Origin of the sequence: Prosthecobacter debontii (assembly GCF_900167535.1) — a bacterium.
Taxonomy (GTDB): Bacteria; Verrucomicrobiota; Verrucomicrobiia; order Verrucomicrobiales; family Verrucomicrobiaceae; genus Prosthecobacter; species Prosthecobacter debontii.
On sequence record NZ_FUYE01000009.1, the window covers coordinates 198764 to 221094 of the forward strand.

Annotated in this window: 15 protein-coding genes; 6 read left to right on the forward strand and 9 right to left on the reverse strand. The window is 56.5% G+C overall.

Going from position 1 to position 22331, the window contains the following annotated elements; translation table 11 throughout:
• The first annotated feature begins 141 nt into the window (after nt 1-141).
• From B5D61_RS14905 to B5D61_RS14920, 4 genes are all read left to right on the forward strand, one after another.
• Nucleotides 142-6156 carry a choice-of-anchor tandem repeat GloVer-containing protein gene (locus tag B5D61_RS14905; protein ID WP_078814199.1) on the forward strand — a complete coding sequence of 2005 codons (6015 nt, stop codon included), beginning with the start codon at nt 142-144 and terminating at the stop codon, nt 6154-6156.
• A 219-nt stretch (nt 6157-6375) separates the two neighbouring features.
• Nucleotides 6376-7245 carry a glycosyltransferase family 2 protein gene (locus B5D61_RS14910; RefSeq protein ID WP_078814200.1) on the forward strand — a complete coding sequence of 290 codons (870 nt, stop codon included), beginning with the start codon at nt 6376-6378 and terminating at the stop codon, nt 7243-7245.
• A gap of 7 nt (nt 7246-7252) precedes the next feature.
• A complete protein-coding gene (locus B5D61_RS14915) occupies nt 7253-8131 on the forward strand; it encodes a GNAT family N-acetyltransferase (RefSeq protein WP_176159461.1) in 879 nt (292 codons plus the stop codon).
• 16 nt (nt 8132-8147) lie between these two features.
• On the forward strand, nt 8148-9086 hold the full coding sequence (locus tag B5D61_RS14920) for a glycosyltransferase family 2 protein (protein ID WP_078814203.1): 939 nt from the start codon (nt 8148-8150) through the stop codon (nt 9084-9086).
• Here B5D61_RS14920 and B5D61_RS14925 read toward each other — a convergent pair.
• The 5 genes from B5D61_RS14925 to B5D61_RS14945 form a co-directional block, all read right to left on the reverse strand.
• A complete protein-coding gene (locus tag B5D61_RS14925; RefSeq protein WP_078814204.1) occupies nt 9037-10224 on the reverse strand; it encodes a glycosyltransferase 87 family protein in 1188 nt (395 codons plus the stop codon). The genes B5D61_RS14920 and B5D61_RS14925 overlap by 50 nt on opposite strands.
• Nucleotides 10221-11660: an NAD(P)/FAD-dependent oxidoreductase gene (locus tag B5D61_RS14930; RefSeq protein ID WP_078814205.1), complete on the reverse strand. Its 1440-nt coding sequence runs from the start codon at nt 11658-11660 to the stop codon at nt 10221-10223. The genes B5D61_RS14925 and B5D61_RS14930 overlap by 4 nt, the downstream gene beginning before the upstream one ends.
• Entirely contained in the window at nt 11657-12694 is a 1038-nt protein-coding gene (locus tag B5D61_RS14935; RefSeq protein WP_078814206.1) for a glycosyltransferase family 2 protein, read from the reverse strand. The genes B5D61_RS14930 and B5D61_RS14935 overlap by 4 nt, the downstream gene beginning before the upstream one ends.
• Nucleotides 12695-12879: 185 nt before the next feature.
• Nucleotides 12880-15579 (reverse strand): exo-alpha-sialidase, encoded by a 2700-nt coding sequence (locus B5D61_RS14940; protein ID WP_078814207.1) that lies wholly within the window; start codon nt 15577-15579, stop codon nt 12880-12882.
• Nucleotides 15580-15651: 72 nt separating this feature from the next.
• Complete coding sequence (locus B5D61_RS14945) at nt 15652-16092, reverse strand: MarR family winged helix-turn-helix transcriptional regulator (RefSeq protein ID WP_078814208.1); 441 nt, start codon at nt 16090-16092, stop codon at nt 15652-15654.
• A gap of 82 nt (nt 16093-16174) precedes the next feature.
• Here B5D61_RS14945 and B5D61_RS14950 point away from each other — a divergent pair, with 82 nt between their 5' ends.
• Nucleotides 16175-16627, forward strand: a complete 453-nt coding sequence (locus B5D61_RS14950; RefSeq protein ID WP_078814209.1) for a cupin domain-containing protein — start codon at nt 16175-16177, stop codon at nt 16625-16627.
• A 6-nt stretch (nt 16628-16633) separates the two neighbouring features.
• Here the strand turns inward: B5D61_RS14950 and B5D61_RS14955 are convergent, their stop codons facing one another.
• The 4 genes from B5D61_RS14955 to B5D61_RS14970 are packed head-to-tail and all read right to left on the reverse strand — an operon-like array spanning nt 16634 to nt 20594.
• Entirely contained in the window at nt 16634-17362 is a 729-nt protein-coding gene (locus B5D61_RS14955; RefSeq protein ID WP_078814210.1) for an HpcH/HpaI aldolase family protein, read from the reverse strand.
• A gap of 9 nt (nt 17363-17371) precedes the next feature.
• Nucleotides 17372-18445: a phosphotransferase family protein gene (locus tag B5D61_RS14960; protein ID WP_078814211.1), complete on the reverse strand. Its 1074-nt coding sequence runs from the start codon at nt 18443-18445 to the stop codon at nt 17372-17374.
• Nucleotides 18442-19401: a bile acid:sodium symporter family protein gene (locus tag B5D61_RS14965; protein ID WP_078814212.1), complete on the reverse strand. Its 960-nt coding sequence runs from the start codon at nt 19399-19401 to the stop codon at nt 18442-18444. Before B5D61_RS14965 ends, B5D61_RS14960 begins: the two co-directional genes overlap by 4 nt.
• A gap of 17 nt (nt 19402-19418) precedes the next feature.
• Complete coding sequence (locus B5D61_RS14970) at nt 19419-20594, reverse strand: sialidase family protein (RefSeq protein ID WP_078814213.1); 1176 nt, start codon at nt 20592-20594, stop codon at nt 19419-19421.
• A gap of 183 nt (nt 20595-20777) precedes the next feature.
• Between B5D61_RS14970 and gatB the strand changes: the two genes are divergently transcribed.
• A complete protein-coding gene (gene gatB / locus B5D61_RS14975; RefSeq protein ID WP_078814245.1) occupies nt 20778-22247 on the forward strand; it encodes an Asp-tRNA(Asn)/Glu-tRNA(Gln) amidotransferase subunit GatB in 1470 nt (489 codons plus the stop codon).
• Nucleotides 22248-22331 lie beyond the last annotated feature (84 nt).

Genomic DNA, 22331 nt, shown 5'->3' on the forward strand with positions numbered 1-22331 from the left:
TCTCGATACCTTGGATTCGATACAAGACAGGCCTTCTGATGAAGGCCTGTTTTTTTTGTGCTTCAATGCAGGAATAAATTTTCGCTGAGGACGTGTGGCTTGCTGTAACTGGTGGATGGAAAAGGGGATCATTCTTTAGTCATGTCCTCCCGATTCTTTACCGTTCTCGCGTTACTCATTCTTCCCTTCTTCTCACAAGCTCAGACCCAAGTATCCCAAGAGCCCGTGCTGGGCTTTGAGGTGGGAGCCAGCCTTCAGTCTCGCTATGGACTTTATTACCGTGCCTCGACGGGCAAGTTCTACGGCACTTCGTCCCGGGGCGGGGCCTATGGGGCCGGGACAGTTTTTGAAATGGATGCGACGGGAGCCTTCCAGAATTTATCATTTTCCGCTGTTGGCGAAGCTGAGGCTTTTCCAGGGGCTTGGCCGATGAGCGAATTGGCGGAAAGCTCGGATGGCTGGTTGTGGACGACGGTCGGTAACAAGGAGGCGCTGGCTGCACAGCAACTTGGTAGTATTGTGAGGTTAAGGCCGGAGACTGGTGAATGCCAAGTGATGGCTAGATTCACGGGGAACACGGGGCTGATCGAAGGTAGCTTTCCTCAGGCTGGCTTGGTCAATGATGGGAATGGTTTCTTTTGGGGAAGCACAATGTATTCGAATGCCGCTCAAAATTCGGGGTTAGGCACGTTATTCAAAATTAATGAAATCACCGGGCAGTTCACCAAGATGTTCAGCTTCACGGGCGGCACGGGTCTGTATAAAGGCAAGAAGCCAGTGGGCACGATGTATAAAGATGGTTCCGGAAACCTGTGGGGGGTGACGGAAGAAGGGGGCGCATTAGATCGCGGCACGATCTTTAAATATGACATCGCCTCGGGCACCTTCACAAACATCACCGACTTTTCCGGCAGCACCTCACCGACCGGTAACCAGATCACAGGCACCTTTCCCAATTCACGTCTGGTGCCTGATGGTGCAGGATACCTTTGGGGCACCACGCGCACGGGCGCAACGAATGGCAATGGCACCATCTTTAAGGTGGAGATGGCAACGGGGACCGCCACGCATGTGACGGAGTTTAACAACAATGGTGCTATTCAAAGCGGCATGCTGACTCCCGATGGGCAAGGTTATCTGTGGGGGTTCACCAATGCCGGAGGGACCAGCAACAAAGGCACGATCTTCAAAATTGAAGCAGCGAGCGGAACCCTGACTACCGTTTTGCAATTCGCTACCCTTAGCGGAACCAATGCCGGGATCTCGGGGCCTTCATCAGCGCTGGTGCGCACGCCCGATGGTTACATGTGGGGCACGGCAGGCACAGGGACCAGTTGGATCGTGTATAAGCTGAAGATCAGCGATAACACTTTCACCAAAGTGGCTGAGGGCCTGTCATCAGGGCAGACCCTTTATGGCAAGAGCCCTCTCGCGGGGGTGGTGGGGAGTGAAGGTAGCCCGTGGCTCTGGGGCACGACCTCGTCGGGCGGGAACGCCGGTTTAGGCACCTTGTATCGAGTCAATCCAGAAAGCGGACAGGTGGAGGTGTTGAAACACTTCACCGGCACCTCAGGCAGCGTTCTCGGCTCGAAGCCCTCCGGTAAACTGACCATCGCATCCAATGGTGTGCTCTGGGGCACTACCGAAGAAGGTGGCACTGGCAACTTTGGCACGATCTTTAAGTATGATCCCAGCACGGCGACTTTTTCCGCAGTCTACTCCTTTACTGCTAATGGCAACGGAGCCAGTCCGCTCGGTTTAACGTTAGGTGCCAATGGAGTCTTGTGGGGAGTCGCTAGAAGTGGCTCCGACGGTATCCTTTTCAGCTACAACCCAAGCACCAATGTGTTCACCAAGGTGTATGGCTTTACGGCTCTTACCGATGCCAATGCACTCGGGCGCTATCCGGATTGCAAGCTAGTGTCAGATGGCAATGGCTACCTCTGGGGAGCGACCACGGAACGTGGCCAGAACAACGACGGAACCATCTTCAAAGTCGAGGAGGCGACAGGCACCGTTACGCTGGTTTATCGTTTGAACAATGATTCGGCTTTGCCGCTCTCCACACGGGCGGCCGCAGTGAAAGGTGAGCTTTACTTCGATGGCTCCGGTTACCTGTGGGGCATGTGGGGGAATGAAGTGACGGGCGGTGTATTCCGTTTCAATACGGCTACGAGCACGTTCGAAAATGTGTTTGTGAATCAGAGCAGTTCTTACCCGTATCAAACGAGTTACCCTGGCACACTCGGCAAGGCAACGAATGGCACCTTTTGGTTTGCAGGTACGGAGACGACTCAGGCCACTTCTGCCCCCATCTATGCCACGGGAAGAGATGTGGTGTGGCAGATTGACCCGACTGCCCAGACTCCAGCAGCGACGAAGCGTTGGTCCCTTGCAGAGGGCCTGACTTCGTCATTCGCTCCTTCCAACTATCCCACAGGTGCGCTCTACGAACATTCGGATGGCTATCTCTATGGGGTCAATCGTGACAAGGGAACCACTCGTGATCTCCGTCCGGCGGGTGGCGGTATGCTTTATCGCATTCGGTCAGGACCCGCAGTGACCACGATGCCGATCGGCACTGCTGGGGTGTTTTCTTCTGTCTCTGGGACAACAGCCACTCTGCGAGCGAACGTCAACCCGAACGGTCTTACCGTTACACCCGAGTTTGAGTGGGGCCCCACCAGCGCCTTGGGTCAAGTGGCCAGTGCTTCAGCGGCCACCCCTGGTAGTATCGGCAGCATTGTGACGGGCACGGTGACAGGATTGGCTCCAGCCACCACTTACTACTACCGCTCTCGGGTCCAGACTGAGACAGGGTATGCCTATGGAAATATGCTCACTTTCCTAACAGGAAGTGTCACTGCGGTTCAAGGTCCCGAGATCGCGGTAGAGTCGCCCTTGGCAGTTCCTCTGGTGAATAATTCGGGCACGGTGAGTTTAGGGCGTGTGCCCGTGGGACAAAATCGCAAGCAGCCCGTAGTGGTTCGTAATGAGGGACAGAGCACCCTGTCGGGACTTACCGCCAGCATCTCCGGGTCTTCGGATTTTACCATCGTGAGCGATGTCTCTCCCACCTCATTGCTGAGCACGTTTCATCGTGCAGGTTTGATGGTGCTCTTTACACCGAGCGGAGCAGGCGTGCGCACTGCGACTCTGACCATCACCAGCAATGATAGCAACGAAGGCAGCTTTGAGATCCATCTATCGGCTGAAGGAGTGGTGGAGCCAGATATTGAGGTCACCACCAACGGTGGAGCTGGAATTGAGGTCGGCAGTTGGGTCGATTTCGGTAGCACTGCGATGGGGGTGGCGACCAACCAAACACTCCTCATTAAAAATGTGGGTAATGCCACTCTAACCGGCATCTCCTTCGAGATCATTGGTTCGGCTAAGGATGATTATGGTTTTGGCTCGGTTCCTGGGGCTTCACTGCTGGATGGGGGAAGTAGCAATCTGATCCTGTCGTTTACTCCATCTGAGATGGGGGCTCGTGACGCAACGCTGCGTATCCGCAGTGATGATCCTGATGAAAGCGTCTATGAGATCAAACTCACAGGCAAGGCGATTTCAGCCCCTGAGATCGTGGTGGAATATCCGGCGCAAACCGATCTCACCGATGGGGTGAGCACCGTGAGCTTTGGCAATGTGCCCGTGGGGGCCTCCGTAACCCGAGAGTTGGTGATCAAGAACATCGGCTCGGCTCCCTTGACCGGTGTTTCGGCCAGCGTCGTGGGTCAGCCTCAGTATGTGGTGACCACTGCACCGCTGGCGACGATTGCCCCGGGAAGCAGCAGCACTTGCGTAATTACTTTGACGCCCCTCGCTGCGACATCCGTGATTGCTCAATTTCAGATCACCAGCAATGATAGTGATGAAAATCCCTTCAATCTGACCTTGAGCGGTGCGGGCACGACCTCTCCTGAAATCTCGGTCGAAGTTGGAGCCACGGTTCTGATCGATGGAGAATCCGAATTGGATTACGGGATGGTGAACATGGGGGCTACCGGTTCAAAAACCATCACGATCAAAAACCTGGGGAATACTACGCTCAACAGCCTAGCTGTGAATATCGGCGGAGCAGATGAGGCGAGCTTCTTCGCAACGGCTCTCAGCCAAACCAGCCTGGCTCCGAATGGCAGCGTGGCTTTTGTGCTGACTTTCTCACCTGACGCGGAGCGGGCCTTTGCCTCGACCCTCCAGATCTCCAGCAACGATGCCGATGAAGCTTCATTTGATGTGGGTCTCACGGGTGAGGGTGTCATGCCTCAGAGCCCCTTGTTCCCTGAGCAGGAGCTTTCGCGCTTGGTTCTGATCGGGGACACGACGACCTTCGAGCCTGAAGTGAATGGTGCGGTGCCGATGACTTTTCAATGGAGGAAAAATGGAACGGTGATCCGCAATGCAACTCAGGCCTCATTCACAGTTTCCAATCTTTCAAAAGCCAGCATTGGCGCTTACAGCCTGCTGGCTGAAAACAGTGAAGGGTCTTCCACCTCATCACCTTTCTATCTGGGTGCGGTAATGCTTCGCCAAGGCTCCCTGCCATTCAAGGTCGGCACGAAGCTGACGCTGAAAAACACCTCTTATCTTCCACAGGCCGCAGGTGTGAGCTACCGCTATCAATGGAAGCGATCCGGCAATGTCTTGCAGGATGGAGAAACGATCACCGGTAGCGAGATCAGCGGTGCCAGCAGCCCTGTTTTGACTGTGAATAACCTTCAAGTCGCCGATAGCGGTAACTACACCTGTGTAGTCACGATGATGGCACCCGATCGCACTGATGAGATTGCTGACGGCGATACGGTTGTACAAGTGGTTGAAAAACCTGTTTTTGAGCCAATTGAACTCGGGCCGACAAACGTTGCGGAGGCTGTGCATGAAGTCATTGAGGCCTCGTTCAGCCCAACCAAATATTCGGCAAAGGGTCTGCCCCCTGGGGTGAAGCTAAACGCCGTCACCGGTGAGCTGACGGGGGCTCCTACAGCACCTAGGCTGGTGAAAGGGGTGCTCATCCCTTATCAGGTGATCTTTACCGCCACGAACTTGGCGGGTTCGACCTCGACACCCGTGCTCGACTGGCTGGTCAATCCGCTCCCAGTAGGCGTGGTGGGCACTTTCAATGGCCTCGTGGCTCGCAATGCGTTGAATGCTTCCGTGGAAGGGGACGCCGGTTTGGGCGGTTCGATCAAAGTCGTGACAACCAGCTCAGGGAGCTTGAGTGGAACCTTGAAATGGGGGGCCTTATCCTACGGGTTCAAAGGCGTTCTTGTGATGCCGAATGGCGAAGGCAATCCGACGGCTGAGGTGACCATTCCACGGAAGAGCCCCTTGGAACCCTTGGAGTTGAGCTTTACCGTGAATGCCTTGGGTGAAGATCCTGAAACCAGTGGACGCTTGGCGGGCTCCGTCTCAGCCGATGGTGCCCCCGTGACCGTTGACGCGTGGTTGGCCTCAACCACTGATCTGACGTTAGGGCTCTACAATTTGGCGCTGCGGCCCAGTGAGCCATTAGACCCAGAAGTCGCTCCGGCTGGATTCAGCTATGCGACCCTGAAAGTGGGGGCCAAAGGAGCCGTGACATGGACGGGGCTGCTGGCAGATGGAACCAAGATCACAGGTAGCAACACGACCGGGCCGAGCGGGCAAATCTCCCTCTATCAACTGCTCTATAAGAACACCGGGAGCCTGCAAGTGGCTGTGACGGCCGATCCCGCCGATGGGGTGGATGGTGCTGCTGAGTGGCTCAAATACGAACAGACCAAGACTCGCAGTTATGCCGACGGCTTTTATGTGGAATCGGAGGTCACAGGCGGGCTTTATATCCCTCAAATCATCTCGGCTGATTTGACGCTGAAAGCCAGGAGCGGTGGACTTGAAAGCACGCTGGAATATCCGGCGGCTTTTGATTCCAAGAATGTCCTGATCGTGACCGATGAGGGTGAGAAGTTCTCGCTCAAGCTGAATGTGAAGACGGGACTTATCACGGGTAGTTTCGAGCAACCCGGCATCCCGAAAGTTCGCAAGGCAGTGTCTTATGCTACTTGGGTTCCTGGGCTCGGTGGCATCGGCTTCTTCCTCCTGCCTGAAGATACCTCCACCACTTCGCCGATCTACTCCGGCGCTTTGGAAATCCACGAAGAGTCCGATCTCTGAGTTGGGATACCTGATCGTAGGCTAACCTCTTTCGAGCCCGCAGAGTGAACCTCTGCGGGCTCGATGCGTTTGGAGCTGTTGCGCGAGGCCAAAAAAGCATGCGGTGGAGAACACGATGATGCACGGCACCTCTTAGGATGCTTTTTCTGATGGGTGCATCCTTAATTCTTATTGATCCGAATCAGCCTGTCTTTACCCTCTCTGGGCTCATGCTTAGCCATGCCGTTGATCTCGATTGTCATTCCCACCTTTAACCGAGCGCAGGCTTTGCAGGCTTGTTTGGAGAGCCTGTATGCGTTGGATGCGGTTCCGGGCGGGTTTGAGATCATCGTGGTCGATGACGGCTCTCAGGATACGACGCGGCAAGTCTGCCAGGCATGGCCTCAGATCAGATATGAATGGCAGGCCAATCAAGGCGTGGCCAGAGCGCGGAATCGAGGTGTGGAATTGGCACAGGGGGAATGGATTGCCTTCATCGACGACGACTGCCAAGCTCGGCAGGGGTGGTTGACTGCATTGTGGAAGGCTTGCGGAGGAGATGAATCCGTGATGGCGGCATCACCGCTGATCAATGCACTCAAGCAAAACCCTTTTGCGGAGGCCAGTCAGTCTCTCTTGGACTATGTGTATTCCTGTTACAATACGGAGGCCGAGAGCGCTCACTTTGTTGCAGGAGCCAATTTCATGGTTTCCAAAAAGCGATTTCTGACCCTCGGCGGGTCGGATGGACGCTACGCCGGAGCGGGGGCTGAAGATCGCGATTTCTGCGCCCGCTGGCTCGAAGCGAACGGTCGCATCGTGTGTTTAGCGGAGGCGAAGGTTGAGCACTCGCATCACATGGGATTGCGGGAGTTTTGCCGCCAACATTACTCTTACGGGTTAGGCGCTTGGCGTTTTCATCAACAAGCTCCTGTGGGGAAGGGGGGGCGGGGCATGCGCACGCCGGGTTACTACTGGAACATGCTCACTCATCCGATGCAGAAGCCGGGTGGATGGGAAAGACTGAGACTGACGGGGCTCATCGTCTTATCCCAAGTGATGTCCACGCTCGGTTATGCCAGGGCGACCTTACAGACTCCGAGGTCCTAAGACACGTATGGAACATCTGCAGGCTTTTTATCAGCGCACCGGGCAATCCTCTTCTCAAATGGCGGGTGGTGTCTGGCTGGTGGAAACGCGACTCAGTGTTTTTAGCACACCGGGGAGCATTCCTTTACGACCGACGAAGTCCGAGATTGTGAATCTCCTTCAGAGGACGGGTCGCATCGCTGCTATTTTTGGCAGTGGATTTGAAACGGGCAAAGAGGTCAATTCCTTCGTGGTGCGTGATCGCTCGTATGGCATGCAGTCTTTGCAGCGACAGTTTCGGCAGCAGGTGAAAATCGCTTTGCAGCATTGCCATTGTCGCCCGGTGGAGTGGCATGAGATGGCTAGGCTGGCCCTGCCTGTGAATCAATCAACGATGGCTCGACGTGGCGTCCATGCCCCACGTTATACGGATCCGATGTGCTGGGCCGCCTATTGTGAGGCGGCATCTCTGCTGCCAGGGTGCGAGGCCATCGGCTGCTTCGTGGGTGGGGAGTTGGCGGCTTACATGATCACTTGGCTGCATGCGGGCGTTTGTTATGGCTTGTATATGCTGTGGACGGAAAGCTTGCGAGCCGCTCATCCGACGCATGCCCTGTATTATGAAACCGTGCGCGATCGCATGAGTCGGCCGGAGGTCGAAGCCATGTGTGTGGGACGGCAAACCGTGCCGGCGATGACTTCGGTGGATCGTTTCAAACGGCATGCCGGGTTTATGCCGGAGCCCTGTCATGTGGGAGTCATCCTGCGCCCAGGTGTCTCTTCGATCATGACGCATCCGTGGTCCGTGCGCGCACTTCGCTCCATACGTCAGCGTGCCGGGCATCGCTGGCCCAAGCTTCATCACGCCGAGGTCTTTGAGGTGGCTGCGGAAACACACCTGTCATAAGTTATCGATTAAGGCCATGAATCCCAGCATCACCATCATCATCACGCAGCGTGAGGCTTTTGCTCCCAGTCGAGAGAGCTTGGAAAGTGTGCTGGCTCATACCCCCGCACCCTTTGATTTGATTTATATCGATGGAGCCTCTCCTCCGACGGTGCGTGATCACCTGCGCATGATGGCCGAGAAATATGGATTTCGGCTTTTACGTCAGGAGCGTTTTCTATCACCCAATGAGGCGAAATGTTTGGCGTTGCCCCTTATTCAATCCGACTACGCGGTGTTCATCGACAACGACGTCTTGGTGCAGCCCGGCTGGCTAGAGGCTCTGGTCAATTGTGCTGAAGAGACACAGGCTGGAGCTGTGGCACCCCTCTATCAGGAGAGGCTGGGCTCGGAAGAAAAACTGCACATGCTGGGGGGGCGTTGCTACATCAAGGACGATAACCAGCAGCGGTGTTTTGTCTTAACGCACGATCAGCGTAAGGGCAGTTTAAAGTTTGCCGCCACCTCACGCTTCCAGACAGAACATATCGAGATGCACGCATTTCTCGTGCGAGCGGACTTGCTCCAAAAGCATGAACTTTTTGACCCCCAGATTCCCTCATTACCCGAGAATGGCGATTTTTGTCTCACGTTGTTAAAAGCGTCGGTCGAGATCTGGATCGAGCCTAAGGCGCGTGTCACGGTGCTTCTCCCGGAGAGAGTGCATGACGACGATCGCGCCTTTTTTACCACTCGCTGGAGCGATGCCTGGGTCGATCAAGGATTCCAGCGTTTCACTGAAAAGTGGCAGCTTCGCGGGGCTCAGCCTGTCTTAGAAAGTCAACGACGCTGGAGCGTGGCTCATCGGGTCATCGCTTATCCTGATTCGTGGCATCGACGATTGAAGGTGAAAAGTGATTCCATTCTCAATCGCCGTCTGCTGGCACCTTTGGAGCATCATTGGTTAAACCGTTGAGACGCTTCAGGGAGGCTAAGGTGAGGTAGAGAAGGGCGAGAGGCCAGATGATTAGACGCAAGGACCGACCGGGTATCTCGACCAGGAAGACCTGAGGGGTCCAAACGGTGATGCCTACCGCCAAGACGATCCCCCAAGCGACGGAGCTACGTTGTCGCAAGGCGTTCTCGATCAAACCCAGGAGCAAGAAGGTCAGCATGACATCATCCACGTGGAGATGATAAAAACCGAGCCTGCCAGCGACCCCGGCGGCGGCCAAATGCACCAGGATCGGGAGATCCTTGCAGGGAGATAGCAGGTAAGGAAAGAGGATGGCCATGGCCGTCATGGCGCTCACGATGACGGCGGCTCGATGGCTGAACTCCAGGCGAGTCAAAACGTGCACGAGAGTATCACCCAGCGAGGCATAGCTGAGAGATGATTTGACATAGCTCGCCTCGAGCACCTGCATCAACGTATGTCCGGTGTAAGCGCAGGCCCCCCAGCCGAGCATTCCCATCACCACGAGTCCCGTGGCCAGTGCCAGCCATTGGCGTCGTGCAGCCAACACGGCGGCGAAGGATAGCCCGACGTGCGGTTTGATCATGGCTCCAGTCCAGGCCAGGCCTGCCCAGAGGCCTCGCCTCTGCATCACCGCGCTCGACATGAGGATGAGCAAGGCATTGATCATCAATCCATGATGCCCTGACTTCACGGAGGACAACGTCGCTGACATGGCCCAAACGGCACTCATGGTAAAGAGTGCTCCAGATCGGCCCGCCAAACTGCCGAGCCGCCAAGCGTAAAGACTGATGCCAATGAACGCCAGAGTGTTCAAGGCCATGAATAGCCGGACGTTGGTGGCAAAGGATTTGAAGGGAGAGACTAGCCAGAGTTGAACCAGAGATGTGGGTGGATAAACCGTGTGCGCTCCGGGTTCGACCACGCCGGGGGCATAGAGATGTGTGTTCGGATAGACTCCCTTTTCCCAGCAGCGCAGTTCTTGCTGTCTTAGCTTGAGGTCAAAAAAACGGTTCTCTTTTGGCAAATGGGCGAAGGCCAGAATGTAGGCTCCAAACAAGAGGAGCAGACCGCAGGTGGCCCAAGGTAACCAAACTCGGTCAGCCATGAAGGTGGAGAGCCTGAGTCGGTGATTCATGGGCTTGCTCCGACAATGGTATTGACTGAGGACTTGAGCACCTGCTCCTCATGCCCGCTGCGCTCTGTATTGACGGCCCAAGGGTCCGCATTGGGATCTCCCAGCATGCGCTGCACCGCAGCCATCGCGCTGAGCATGGAGTGATCCTGATTATTGTAACGGTGCATGCCGCTCCGACCCACCGTGGCGAGATTAGTCAGGGTTTCCAAATACCTGCGAACGATCGCCAAATTTTCGGCATAAGTGGAATCATAGACGGGATAGGCATTGAGTTGCCGGATGACCATTCCGTTTTTCACAGCATCGGCGGCGGCTAGGCCTAGAGATGCCATTTCTTCCGTGGCTAGGCGGATCAGTTCCTCATCCGTCATTTCCCATAAGGAGTCTCCCCGTGAGCAAAAATACTCCATGCCAAGGGTGCTCAGTTCAGGATCGCCCACCATCTCGGCCGACCAATTGCGAAAATTTTGCACCCGCCCGACTTTGTACTGCGGATCATGGATGTAGAGCCAGTTGTCCGGAAAAAGATTCTGGGCTCGCACTGCCAAAGTGACGATGAGGAAATCGCGATGCTTGAGGTTATTCGAGGCCGTCAGGACTTCCTCAGGAGGTTGCGGACGTAAGGCTCGAATCAGGTGTCCGAGGGGCATGGTCGAGACGATTTCATCGGCTTCGACACCGACCGTTTGGCCTTCTTTGAGAATCAGGACCTCAGTCACTTTGCCATGGGCATGGTGGAGTTCGATCGCTTCAGATTGAGTCCAGGTCTGCCCTCCTCGTGAGGTCACGGAGCGGGCGACACGCTCCCACATCATTCCTGGGCCAAGCCGAGGATAACGAAAAGTTTTGATCAAAGAACGCACATTGCGTTTGAGCGATAGGCTATTCAAAACGGCAGCTCCAAGGCTTAACCCATGAATGCGCTGGGCGGCCCAGTCCGCCCGGATTTCCGTGCAGGGAATGCCCCACACTTTTTCGGTATAGCTTTTGAAGAAAGTCCGATAAAGATGCCAGCCAAAGCGATTGCTCACCCAGTCTTCGAAGGACACTTCCGGATGCACAGGCACCAAGCGAGCGCGAAGATAACTGAGCATGGCCCGGACACTGCCGACCAAACCAAAGTTTTTCAGGGTTTCCACCAGCTTCAGAGGGTAGGAATAAAAGTGCCCTTGATAGAAGATTCGGGACAGTCGTGGAACCTCGATCATATCGGCGGCCAGCCACTCCTGCCAACGCTTCTCCACGGTTTCGTCTTTGGTGAAAAAGCGGTGCCCACCGATATCCACACGATGCCCCTGCCATTTCACCGTTCGGGCGATGCCACCCCATTCCAATGAAGCCTCGATGACCAGAGGCAGTCTGCCATGCCTGAGACATTCATCGGCCGCTGTCAGCCCGGAGGGACCACCCCCGATGATTAAAACATCCACCTTCATGCGACTTCGTTCTTCGCGGTGGATTTCATCACGGGAGTCGGGTGATCGATGTGTTGGAATGATCGGCGGAGTCGTTCGGAGATATGGATCACTGAGGCCCACATGAAGCCAGTGCCACAGATGATGTTGTAGGCCACCAAAAGGGGCACACACTGCAGTGCAAACCGTCCACCATAGCGTTTGGATAAGAAGGTCAGAAATCCGTAGTGACCAAGCACAGCCAAAACTTGCCACCACAAGGTCAGCCAAATGAACTGGCTGATGCCGCAGGCGGCCCCAGCAGAGACGAGCGTTAAACCTTGCGCTGCCACAGCGATCCTGGCTGCCCAGGGCGTGTTCAGCCCTTGCGGCATCTGCGCCGAGCGTAAGATCAGCCGAGACCAGGGAACTGCCCGTTGTAGGAGGTCGGTCTGCCACATGGCCAGCAGAGGCCATCGTTTGAGATGCTTACCCTGCAGGTCAGCGTCGAGAATGATCCGATGCCCCTTGTTTGCCAACCGCACACCGAGTTCGATGTCTTCAATCGACGGTAAGCGATAGTTCTCATCAAACCCGCCGGATTGAATGAAGACGTTTTTTTGAATCGCTCCACAGCCCGCCCAAAAGGTCGCTGCGGGCCCCGCATTGGTCCAGTGCACATAGTGATGCATTAGATTGCGAAATCGAGACGTTAGTCCCGGCTCGGAAGGGCTGTCGTCGTAACAACCGAAAACGGCGTCACCTTTCTGTTCTGCAAAGAAATCACGCACCCTCTCCAGAGCGCCTTCATGCACCTCAACGTCGGCATCGACAAAGAAGATGACCTCCCCCTGAGCATAGCTCGCGCCCCAGTTCCGCATGACGGCGGGTCCGCGGCGCACGGCTGACTGATGCACTTGGATTTGAGGCCCGAGGTCCGCAGCTTCGGCATGACCATCCAGCATCAATAAAAACTCATCGGATCGGCGAAGTTGCCTGTGTATCGCTGCAATGCAATGTCGCGCCTTATCATCGAGATTGGCACAAGGCATGATGACCGTGACCCTGGGAGGCATTGGCTTAGATGTCTTGGATGGTTAAACCCTTCAATCGATGAGGCAAATGATCTGAGCCATTGAGATAGGATGATGGGAGAGGCGCAGGCGCATAAGGGCTATTAATTCCGCTACCTAACATGCGCAAATTTTTTCCAAGGTCTCGAAGAGATGCATCTTCTACGAGACCCGGTTGAACACTGACGTTATGGCGTGGATTCCATCCAGAAAGCGTAGAGGCTTCCGTCTCGGAGGTGGAAGCGGAATTTCACAGGGGTGCCACGCACGGCATCCAGGGTTTCGGTGCCTTTCCAGCGGATGAGAGTGCGGGTTTGATCTCCCTGGAAGACTTCACAGTTCTCCTGAGTGTAGGGGGAGATGACCTGCCCATTTTCATCGAGGACTTCCACCGTGAGACTGCCTTTCACAGCGGCATTCACATGCAGACAGCGGCCATTGAAAGCGACAGCTTCGGTCGTTAGGGTGCCGCCTGTCTCCGCAGCATCCATGGAGGCGAAGCCGTCTCGACGCAGGATGGCCATGCCGATGGCGGCTCCGCTATACATTCCCCGGTGGCCATTGGGGGCGCTGCCTGAGTAGCCGGTGTAGGGGAACCAAATCTCGTCGTCCTTGACGACGCAGACGCCAGTCGTGCCGTGGATGTAGGCCCGATCCCAATCTCCTTCCTTGCGAGTGGCAGCGATGAATGGCTGACGGTCGGGGCGATCCCAGTGAAAGCCATCCCGGCTGAAGCCCAGTTTGATCTCGGTGATCTTGGGGAATTTGCCTTGATCACAAATTTTGTTATTCGGCCCGAGGTGGATGTAAAACTCTCCCAGCATGAGGCTTTCATAGGCCACGGCATTGAGGCTGTAGAGCTGAGCGGGATCACCGACTTCAGGATCGGGTTGATCGAGGTGATCGGCATTGCACCAATAGACCGAGTTGGACCAGTCGGCTCCTTTGAGGAAGTCGCTGTTTTCCGCATACCAGCGGCTGCGCCCATGGGGGCCATCTTGTTTGATGCTGTAGCACCAAACCTTGCGGAAGGGATTGTAGAAGAAAGAGCAGTAGTCGCCTGCTTTACCCGTGCTCACGCCTTGGGACCACACCTGGCCGTTCGGCGAGACATGCAGGGTGTGGGGACGGCGGTCGGTCATCAGCTTCACACGCTCTAGGGGATTGCGTGCATTCACATCCAGCCAAACGCTGTTGTCTCCACCCGCCCAATCCCGCCCGGATGGCAGCAGCAGGTTTCCAGTGAGCGTGTCGCTTTTCGGCCTTTGCCAATTCAAGAGATCCGTGCTGGTGGCGAGGGCGAGACCGCCGCGCCATCCTGCGGTGTAAAACATCTTGTAGAGGTTCTCCTCCGGATCATGGAAGACACCGCCATGACCGAGGTAACAAACAGCTTGTTCATTCCCCTCTAAACCCGTGGATGCGAGTTCCTCGGCGGTTTCTGGTTTGAACACGGGATTGGCTTCATGCTTGCGAGCCTGATGCCAGGTGCGTTTTAAACTGGTGCTTTCGATCAGGAAGTCATCCACGAAGAGCTGCCTGCCACGATCAATCGGGATCACCTTGGGTTTGTGCTGGAGATAGGGCACCGGCATGGGGGCGTAGCTTTTCGGGTCGCCATTCTTCGGGGGCCATTCGGGCGGGAGTTCGATGCCGTTGTAAAGCCTGCCTGTAATGACTGGCCCGGTGGCTTTGCTCACCATCATTTTGATTTCACTGCCTGGCGTGATCAGTTTTCCTGCCAGAATGTCAGCCTCGGTAAAACGATGCATGAGGATCTCCCGCTCGCTCGCTCTGCCACGATCATGAACGATATGGATGACCCCATCCGGTGACTGAAAGCCATCGGGATAGGACACGCCGTTGCGCTCATCCAGCAGCAGACCGCCTTGCCATGTTTGCCCATCATCTTTCGAGAGGAAAGCCATCATGTGACTGCGGCTTTTCAAGCGCTGATCCAACGGGCCGTTCTTCACCAGCAGCAGATTTCCTGAAGCCAGTCGGCGTAGGAAAAAACGAGCGCTGACATTTTGAATGGAGGAAGGCTTGGGCGCACTCCAAGTGCGACCCTGATCGCTGGAGAAGCTTTCGGCGATGCCATACTTGGTGCGGGCCATCATCCAGAGACGGCCATCTTTGAGTTCCACCACCATGTGTTCATCGAAGTCCGTCTCAGGAAACATCACCCCGCCACGGCGTGTCCAGGTGGTGCCTTGGTCTGTGGAGACGAAGACATTGGCCATTCTCACCGCATCGAGATCGGCATAACCCTTCTCTCTCAGTTCAGGCACGCCGATACGGTCGCGTGTCCATAACGAGATGGGGAGCAGCCATTCACCATTGCTCAGCACGGTGGGTTTGTTCAAGGTCATGCCGTGCCAGATGCGGCGGGGCTCAGACCACACGGGGTTTTCGTCGTCTGGATTGTCGCAGGTGATCGCCCACAAGCCGGCGCGGCCATCGAACATGTGCAGGGACTGATCATAAAACAGCCACAGCCGCCCGGTGGGATCGGTCCAAAAGTTACCCACCAGCACACTGGCCTCCAAGCCCGTGGGGGCGTCAGGCGCATCAATCACCAGCCGTGGCTCTGACCAGGTCTTGCCATCATCATCACTGCTGGCGGCGACGAAGTAGGCCCGCGGGCTGTCTCCTCCGGCGACCCAAGCGGCCCAGATGCGGCCTTTCGCCGTGCGGTCAGCACCGATGACCATGGCATAATCACGCTGCGCGTCGGAATACTCGGGACCGGGGTTGGTATTGATCTTCACCGGTTGCAGCGGCAGATCCAAAATCGACTGAGGCAGGGGGCCCTCATTCTGGGCCACGAGAAAGCCGGGAAGAAAAGACAGGAGCGCGGTTAGGCAAAGCTTCTTGGGTTGGAGCATGAGGAGAAAACGACGTGAAGGGGAGCACTCGTTATCTCAAAGTAGGCTTTGCGATGTTATGTTAACAATCGACTAAACGATCTCATTTAAATCGCCCAATAATCTGCGTAGTTCGGCCAAGCTGCCTTTGGGCATCTTGGCTGCCGCTTCGTGCTCCATCTCTTGACTGATGCGCAAGGCAGCCTGGATGCAGCGGCGGCCTTTGGCCGTGAACACCACGCGTTTGGCTCGTCCATCCGCCGGATCGGCCTGGATGCGCAGATAGCCATGATCGGTGAGGGATTCGACCAGATACGCCATGCTTTGTTTGGTCATGCCCGCAGCCGTGGCGAGATCTGTCAAGCGGCCGCCCTCTGTTGGGAGATGGCGAAACACGGCGCTGTGGGCGCTGCGGATTTCAGGAAAGCCTTCGGCTGCCAGCCGCTCATAAAGGCGAGCTTGCAGCCTTGCGTAGGGGCGGCGCAAGAGCGAGCCGAGGGTTTCGGCGAGGTCAGGAAAAGGAGCTGAAGCCATGACAAAGGAAATAAATTGACTTGGTCAGTTTATCTGACGAATTATAGTCAGTCAAACTGACTATTGAACTCAATCACGAAGTATGAATCCTGCTGCTTGCCTCATTTCGTCTTGGGCGGACCTGCCTGCTCATAACGTCCTCGGTGTGGAGGTTGCCATCCTCACTGGAGGTGCCGAGACCCAGGGGGCCATGGCCTCTTATCATGCGCGTTGTGTGCCAGGGGCTGGGGCACCACCGCATCTTCATCGGGATGCCGATGAGGCTTTCTTCGTGCTTGAAGGTGAGTTTGAGATTCTTTGCGGAGAGGAAACTCGGAAGGCAGTGCCAGGGGATCACGTCTTCATCCCACGTGGGGTGGTGCACGCTTTCAAGGGAGTCTCTGAGCAGCCCGCGCGGCTTCTCGGGATGTGCACTCCCGCTGGGCATGAGAACTTCTTCCGTGATGCAGCAGATCTGGCTGCGAGTGGGGAGATGAATCCAGACAGCATCACTGCGCTCTGTGAGCGGCACCACATCGAACTGATCCATGGGTAGCGGGAATCACCCGCGGATGGACTGCACATTTCGGCGGAAGCCTTCCCGCAGGAGCGCGAGATCGGAGTCCATGGCGATCCATTGAAAACCCAGCTCGCTCATCGCCGGGAGGTCCTGAGACTGGCGCACGAGAATCCCGGTCTGCTTGCCATGCTGAGCCGCGGCTTGGGCGACTCGCTGCAGGCAGCTTTCATAGCTCAGATCGGTGCCCCGAGCTCGGAGATCATGACCGAGATCGGCTGGACCGACGAACAGAACATCAATGCCTTCCACGGCGGCAATCGCCTCGGCATTTTCCACCCCTTGGAGAGTTTCAATCTGCGCGAGAATCAGAGGCTGCTCCTGAGTTTCGGGAAGGGGTGGGTTTAAACCATAGTCATACACTCGCACCGTCCGTGAAAAACCCCGATGACCGCGTGGCGAGTAATGAGCTGCCTGGATGATGGCCTTCGCCTCATCGGCGGTATTCACATGAGGCACCATGAGGCCTCTAGCACCCCAGTCCAGCACACGGCCGATCAGATCGGGATACGGCGCTCCGACCCGCACGACCCCGCGCGTGGATGAGCCGCGCAGAGCACGCAGTTGGTTGGGCAGGGCGGCTTCGGATTCACAGCCATGCTCCAGGTCAAGCAGCACCCAATCGTAGCCACAGGCGGCGGCCAGTTCGGCGATGACTGGTGAGCCGATGGAAAGCCAGGTGCCGAGTTGAAGCGAAGGGGAAGGGGAGTTCATGGGGAAAAATTACTGCAAGGTGGAGATCTCGGCATCTTCACGCAGGCCTTGCATGGCGGCATGAAGTTTGGCCATGGTGAGTTGACGTAGATCGTCACCGCTGCGCCCGGCACCGATCAAGAAGAAGCCATCGTTACGATCAAAATACCCGGCTCCGACACGGATCACCGCTTTCACGATCATGTTACGCAGCAAATGCAGCCAAAAGCGGCGGCGATGTTCCGGGGGTAAGTTTGAAACTTTAGCATAGCCCTCGACGGCGGCTGCGACGGCTTCGCCCGAATGAAAACACCCAAGCAAGGAGAGATCATCCATGGCATCTCCTGCAATGGCGTCATCCCAATCGATGTAAGCCGCGATCTCGGTGGCACTGCCCAGGATGTTCCAGAGTGCGAGGTCCTTGTGCACGAGACAGCCCTTGGGAAGTTCTAACAGATGAGCGTAGTCGTCGATCAATCGTTGAATTTGGTGGACCTGTGCCAGGGTTAGAAACTGACGCTCCAGCAAGAAGCCGAGATGCTTGTCGAGATTCAGCCGGAAGTAGTCGGCGTATCGGCTGTGATAGCCTCTGAAACTCGGGGTGTCCGATTGAAAAGGACCGTAGCCCTGGACCGGTATCCCCTGCCAGGTGGCGATGGCCTTGCCGATCTCATGGAAGGTCGAGCTTAACGAGAGCTGCCCGGCTTTATGCCAATGATTGAGATCAGGATGCGGAATCACCTGCATGAGTTGCCAGGCAAAAGGAACCTGCGTGCGACTGGCGTCGGCGGCGTGGATCTGAGGAGTGGGAAGGCCCAGAGCACGCACGGCTTCTTGCACTCGGGATTCGGTTTCCAAATGCGTATCTTGTTCTGGACCGTCTTCGATCCTAACAAAAAGCGTCTCTGATCCAATGTCGGCCAGAAAGGTGCGGTGATTGCCTTGTCCAGGGCCTGGGTGGAGCGTGATGGTTCGATCAGGGTAATGTTGGCGCAAGACGGTCGTCATCGGCTCTTGGAGTTGCGCGGCAGAGACTTGCTCGGCTGTGCCGTGAAAGGCTGCGGGCCGGTCGCACTTCCAATAATAGATGTGCTGTCGGCTCATGCGGATGGCGTTTCATCCTTTCCATCGGAGGGCACCGGTCTGGCACGCCACCAGGTGGCCAAGAGACTGCCGAGAAGATTTTGCATCACGGCACTGAAGATGGCGGGGAGGGCTGAAAGGGGTTCGGTGGGGAAATGCTTCGTCGCGAGCGTTGCGGCCATGCCGCCATTCTGCATGCCGACTTCGATGGAGACGGTGCGGGCCGTATCTTCCGAATAGCCGAGAAGGCGAGTGACACCATGCCCCAGCAGGAAGCCCAGGACGTGGAGCAAAAAGACCGCGAGGGTCATCATGCCCGCATGATTTGACAAGACCTCGGCCTTGGAGGCGACGATGCCGCCGGTGATGAAGCAGATGGCGATCACTGAAACCACCGGCCCCAGCCAGGCGATACGTGCGACCGTTTTGGGAAAGCGCCAGTTCAGCAACACACCGATCACAACTGGCACCACCACCGCTTGCAGTGTGGTCTTGCACAACCCCCAGGCATCCACGGGCACATAGGTGCCGGCCAGCGTTTCGCACCAGAGCGGGGTCATGATGAAGGCGAGCAAGGTGGAGGCCAAAGTGAGCACCACGGAGAGCGCGACATTGGCCCGTGCCAGATAGCAGATCATGTTAGACGCCGTGCCGCCCGGGCAGCTTGCCACCAGGATGAGACCCACGGCGAATCCCGGTTCCAAATTTAGTAGCTTAGCGATGCCCCAGCCGATCAAAGGCATGAGCGTGTATTGCGCAGCGAAACCGAGAGTCACGCAGCCGGGCATCTTCAACAGACGGCGGAAATCTCCCATGGTTAAAGTGATGCCCATCCCGAGCATCACGGTCGTGAGAGCCGCCAGGATCCACTGGCCGGAAAACCAGCTCAGCAGATCGGGCTTCAGGTAGCCGGTGATGGCAAACAGCACCAACCACAGCATGTAGAGATTGGTGAAGCGATGGAGCAGCGCTTGCATGCTAGGAGGAGGCGAGATTACGGCAGCGGAGGCAGTTTGGCACTGTAGTGAACGGCACGGTGGCGATTGTCGTCGTAAGCGAAGTGCAGCCATTCCTTGTCCTCGCTGACAAAGCCGTCTGGATAGTTGAGGCGGCCCTTCGGCCCATCGCTGGATTCCTGCACCAGCACGCGCTGGTAGGGCCAGGTCTTCATGCCATCGAAGCTGATCCACAGCGCCAGCGGGCTGCGGTGTTTGGGGTTCGGATTGTGCAGCAGCGCTACGGTATCGCCGCCGAGAGGATACAAGGTGGCCTTGCTGCCGGGATTCGGGATGTCGGTCTTTTCAGCGAACTCAGGCCAGGTTTTGCCTCCATCTTTAGACTCGGCATAGAAGAGCACACCTCCCAAACGGTCCGCACGGATGATCATCGCAATGCGGCCATCACTGAGTTCGACGATGTTATTTTCTGCCCACCCATGGTAGCGGTCATTGTCAGAGATGCGGATGTTCCCATGCTCTTCCCAGGTTTTTCCACCATCGCTACTGATGAGCACCCCATTGCGTGGATTGCTCACGTAATGAACCAGCGCTTTATGCCAAGGCTTCTCTTCAGCAGGCGGCGGCGGCACCTCCGGGCCTGGGCCTTCATAGTGCTGGAATGGAATCATGATCCGGCCATCTTTGGTGACGATGTGATTGCGAATGAAGGTGAAGTTAGCCAAGCGGCCCGGCATTGGTTCGGGCTTCGACCACGTTTTGCAGTTGTCATCGCTGTGGATCATCCATGATTTCCAATGGCGGCCCCAGGTCTCAGAGTGGGTGGAAAAGAACGCGGTGCAGCGATTTCCCCGCACCATGAGCTCAGTGACGCCTTGCCCCACTGTCAAACCCGCGCGAGGCAGCCCTGTATTCACGGCTTCCAACGGCGTCCAGGTCAGGCCTTGATCACTACTCCGGGTTATCCCGACATAGTTATTCGGAGAGGGCTCGAAGTCATCCCCAGCCAAAATCATCAAAGCCCAACTGCCATCCGGAAGCTGCCTCAGCGTGGTGTCACAGACCATTTTATTGGGGCTGATTCCGTCGTAGGGGATGCTCGTGCGATCTTGCTTGGCATCTTCTGCGGCCTGCTGAGCCCAGTCCTTGGCAGGGCAGGGGAGGCTGTTCGCAAGCAGGGCGGCGGTGGCAAAGAATATGGATAGGCGGATCATAGGCTGGTGAGGCTTATCAACGCTGCCACAGCCTGCGTTCCTCAGGAGGAAGCGATGAAGTTGATGTTATGTTAACAAGGTGAGCAGATCCGAGGAATGCCACGCAGGGGCTGAGGAATGCTTTTTCCAGGTCAAGCCCCGCTTGCCAGAGGCGGAAAGGGATTCCAATGTCCAGGCTTCCCCATGCCCAAGTATATCGTCACCATCGGTCTTGAAGTCCACGCGCAGCTCACCACGCAGAGCAAGATGTTTTGTGGCTGCCCTGTGGAAGTCGGCGCTGAGCCCAACTCGAATACTTGCCCGACCTGTTTAGGCCTCCCTGGGGCACTGCCCGTGCTGAACGAAGCGGCGATCGAAAAGACCATCCTGACCGGGATGATGCTGGGCTGCTCGACTCCTCCCGTCGTGAGCTGGGACCGGAAAAACTACTTCTATCCGGACATGCCGAAGAACTACCAGATCACCCAGATGCCGTTCCCGCTCTGCTTGGGCGGTGGCGTGCCGCTGTATGATGTGGCCTACCCGAAAGATGCGCAAAAGAGCATCGCCAATCCCGGCAAGGTGGTGCAACTGACCCGCATTCACTTGGAGGAAGACGTGGGCAAAAGCACCCACCACGACAAGTTTACGAGCCTCGATTTCAATCGAGCTGGCACCCCGCTGATGGAGATCGTCAGTGAGCCGGACATCGACAGCGCGGAGGAAGCGGTGGCTTACCTGAACAGCCTGCGCCAGATCCTCATCTATGGCGGAGTCAGTGATGCCGACATGGAAAAGGGCCAAATGCGTGCCGATGTGAACATTAGCGTGCGTCCGGAAGGGCAAAAGGAACTGGGCGTGAAGATCGAGCTCAAGAACATCAACTCCATGAGCGCGATCCGCCGGGCCATCAAGGCGGAGACGGAGCGCCAGATCGATGTGCTGGAAGGGCGCAATCCCGAAAAATTGGTGCAGAGCACCCGTCGCTGGGATGATGATCGTGGCGAAACCACCCCTATGCGTACCAAAGAAGACGCCCATGACTATCGCTACTTCCCCGATCCGGATCTGATCCCTCTACGCACGGAAAAGATTGTCGAGCGAGTCCGCCCTCTGGTGCCTGAGCTGCCACATGAGAAGCGGGCTCGCTTTGAGTCCGATTACGGTTGCAGTCCCTATGACGCGGGCGTGCTCGTCAGTGACAAATTCCTGGCGGATTATTATGAAGCCGCTGTTGGCGCTGATACCAAGGTGCCTGCGAAAAAAATCGCCAACTGGGTGATCAACGATCTCCTCGGCCTGCTGAAGGATACCGAAGACGGCATCAAAGCCTGCCCGGTCAAACCTGAAATCTTGAGCGAACTCGTGGCCATTGTGGAGTCCGGCAAGATCAGCAACAACCAAGCGAAGGAAGTCTTTGCCGAGATGTTTGCCACCGGTCAATCCGCAGCCCCGATCATCAAAGCCAAGGGCTTCGAGCAGGTGAGCGACACCGGCGCTCTGGAAGCCATCGTGGAGCAGATCCTGGCGGCAAATCCCGAAAAGGTGGCCGAGGTCAAAGGTGGCAATGAAAAAGCCATGAACTGGTTCACCGGTCAGGCCATGAAAGCCAGCCAAGGCAAAGCCAACCCGAAGATCGTTACTGAGATCGTGCGGAAGAAGCTGCTGTCCTAAGGGGCTGAACACCCCGCTGCGCTTCATCTGCGAGATGTCAGAAAAGAAAAAGGCCTGAAGAGAAACTCTTCAGGCCTTTGGATT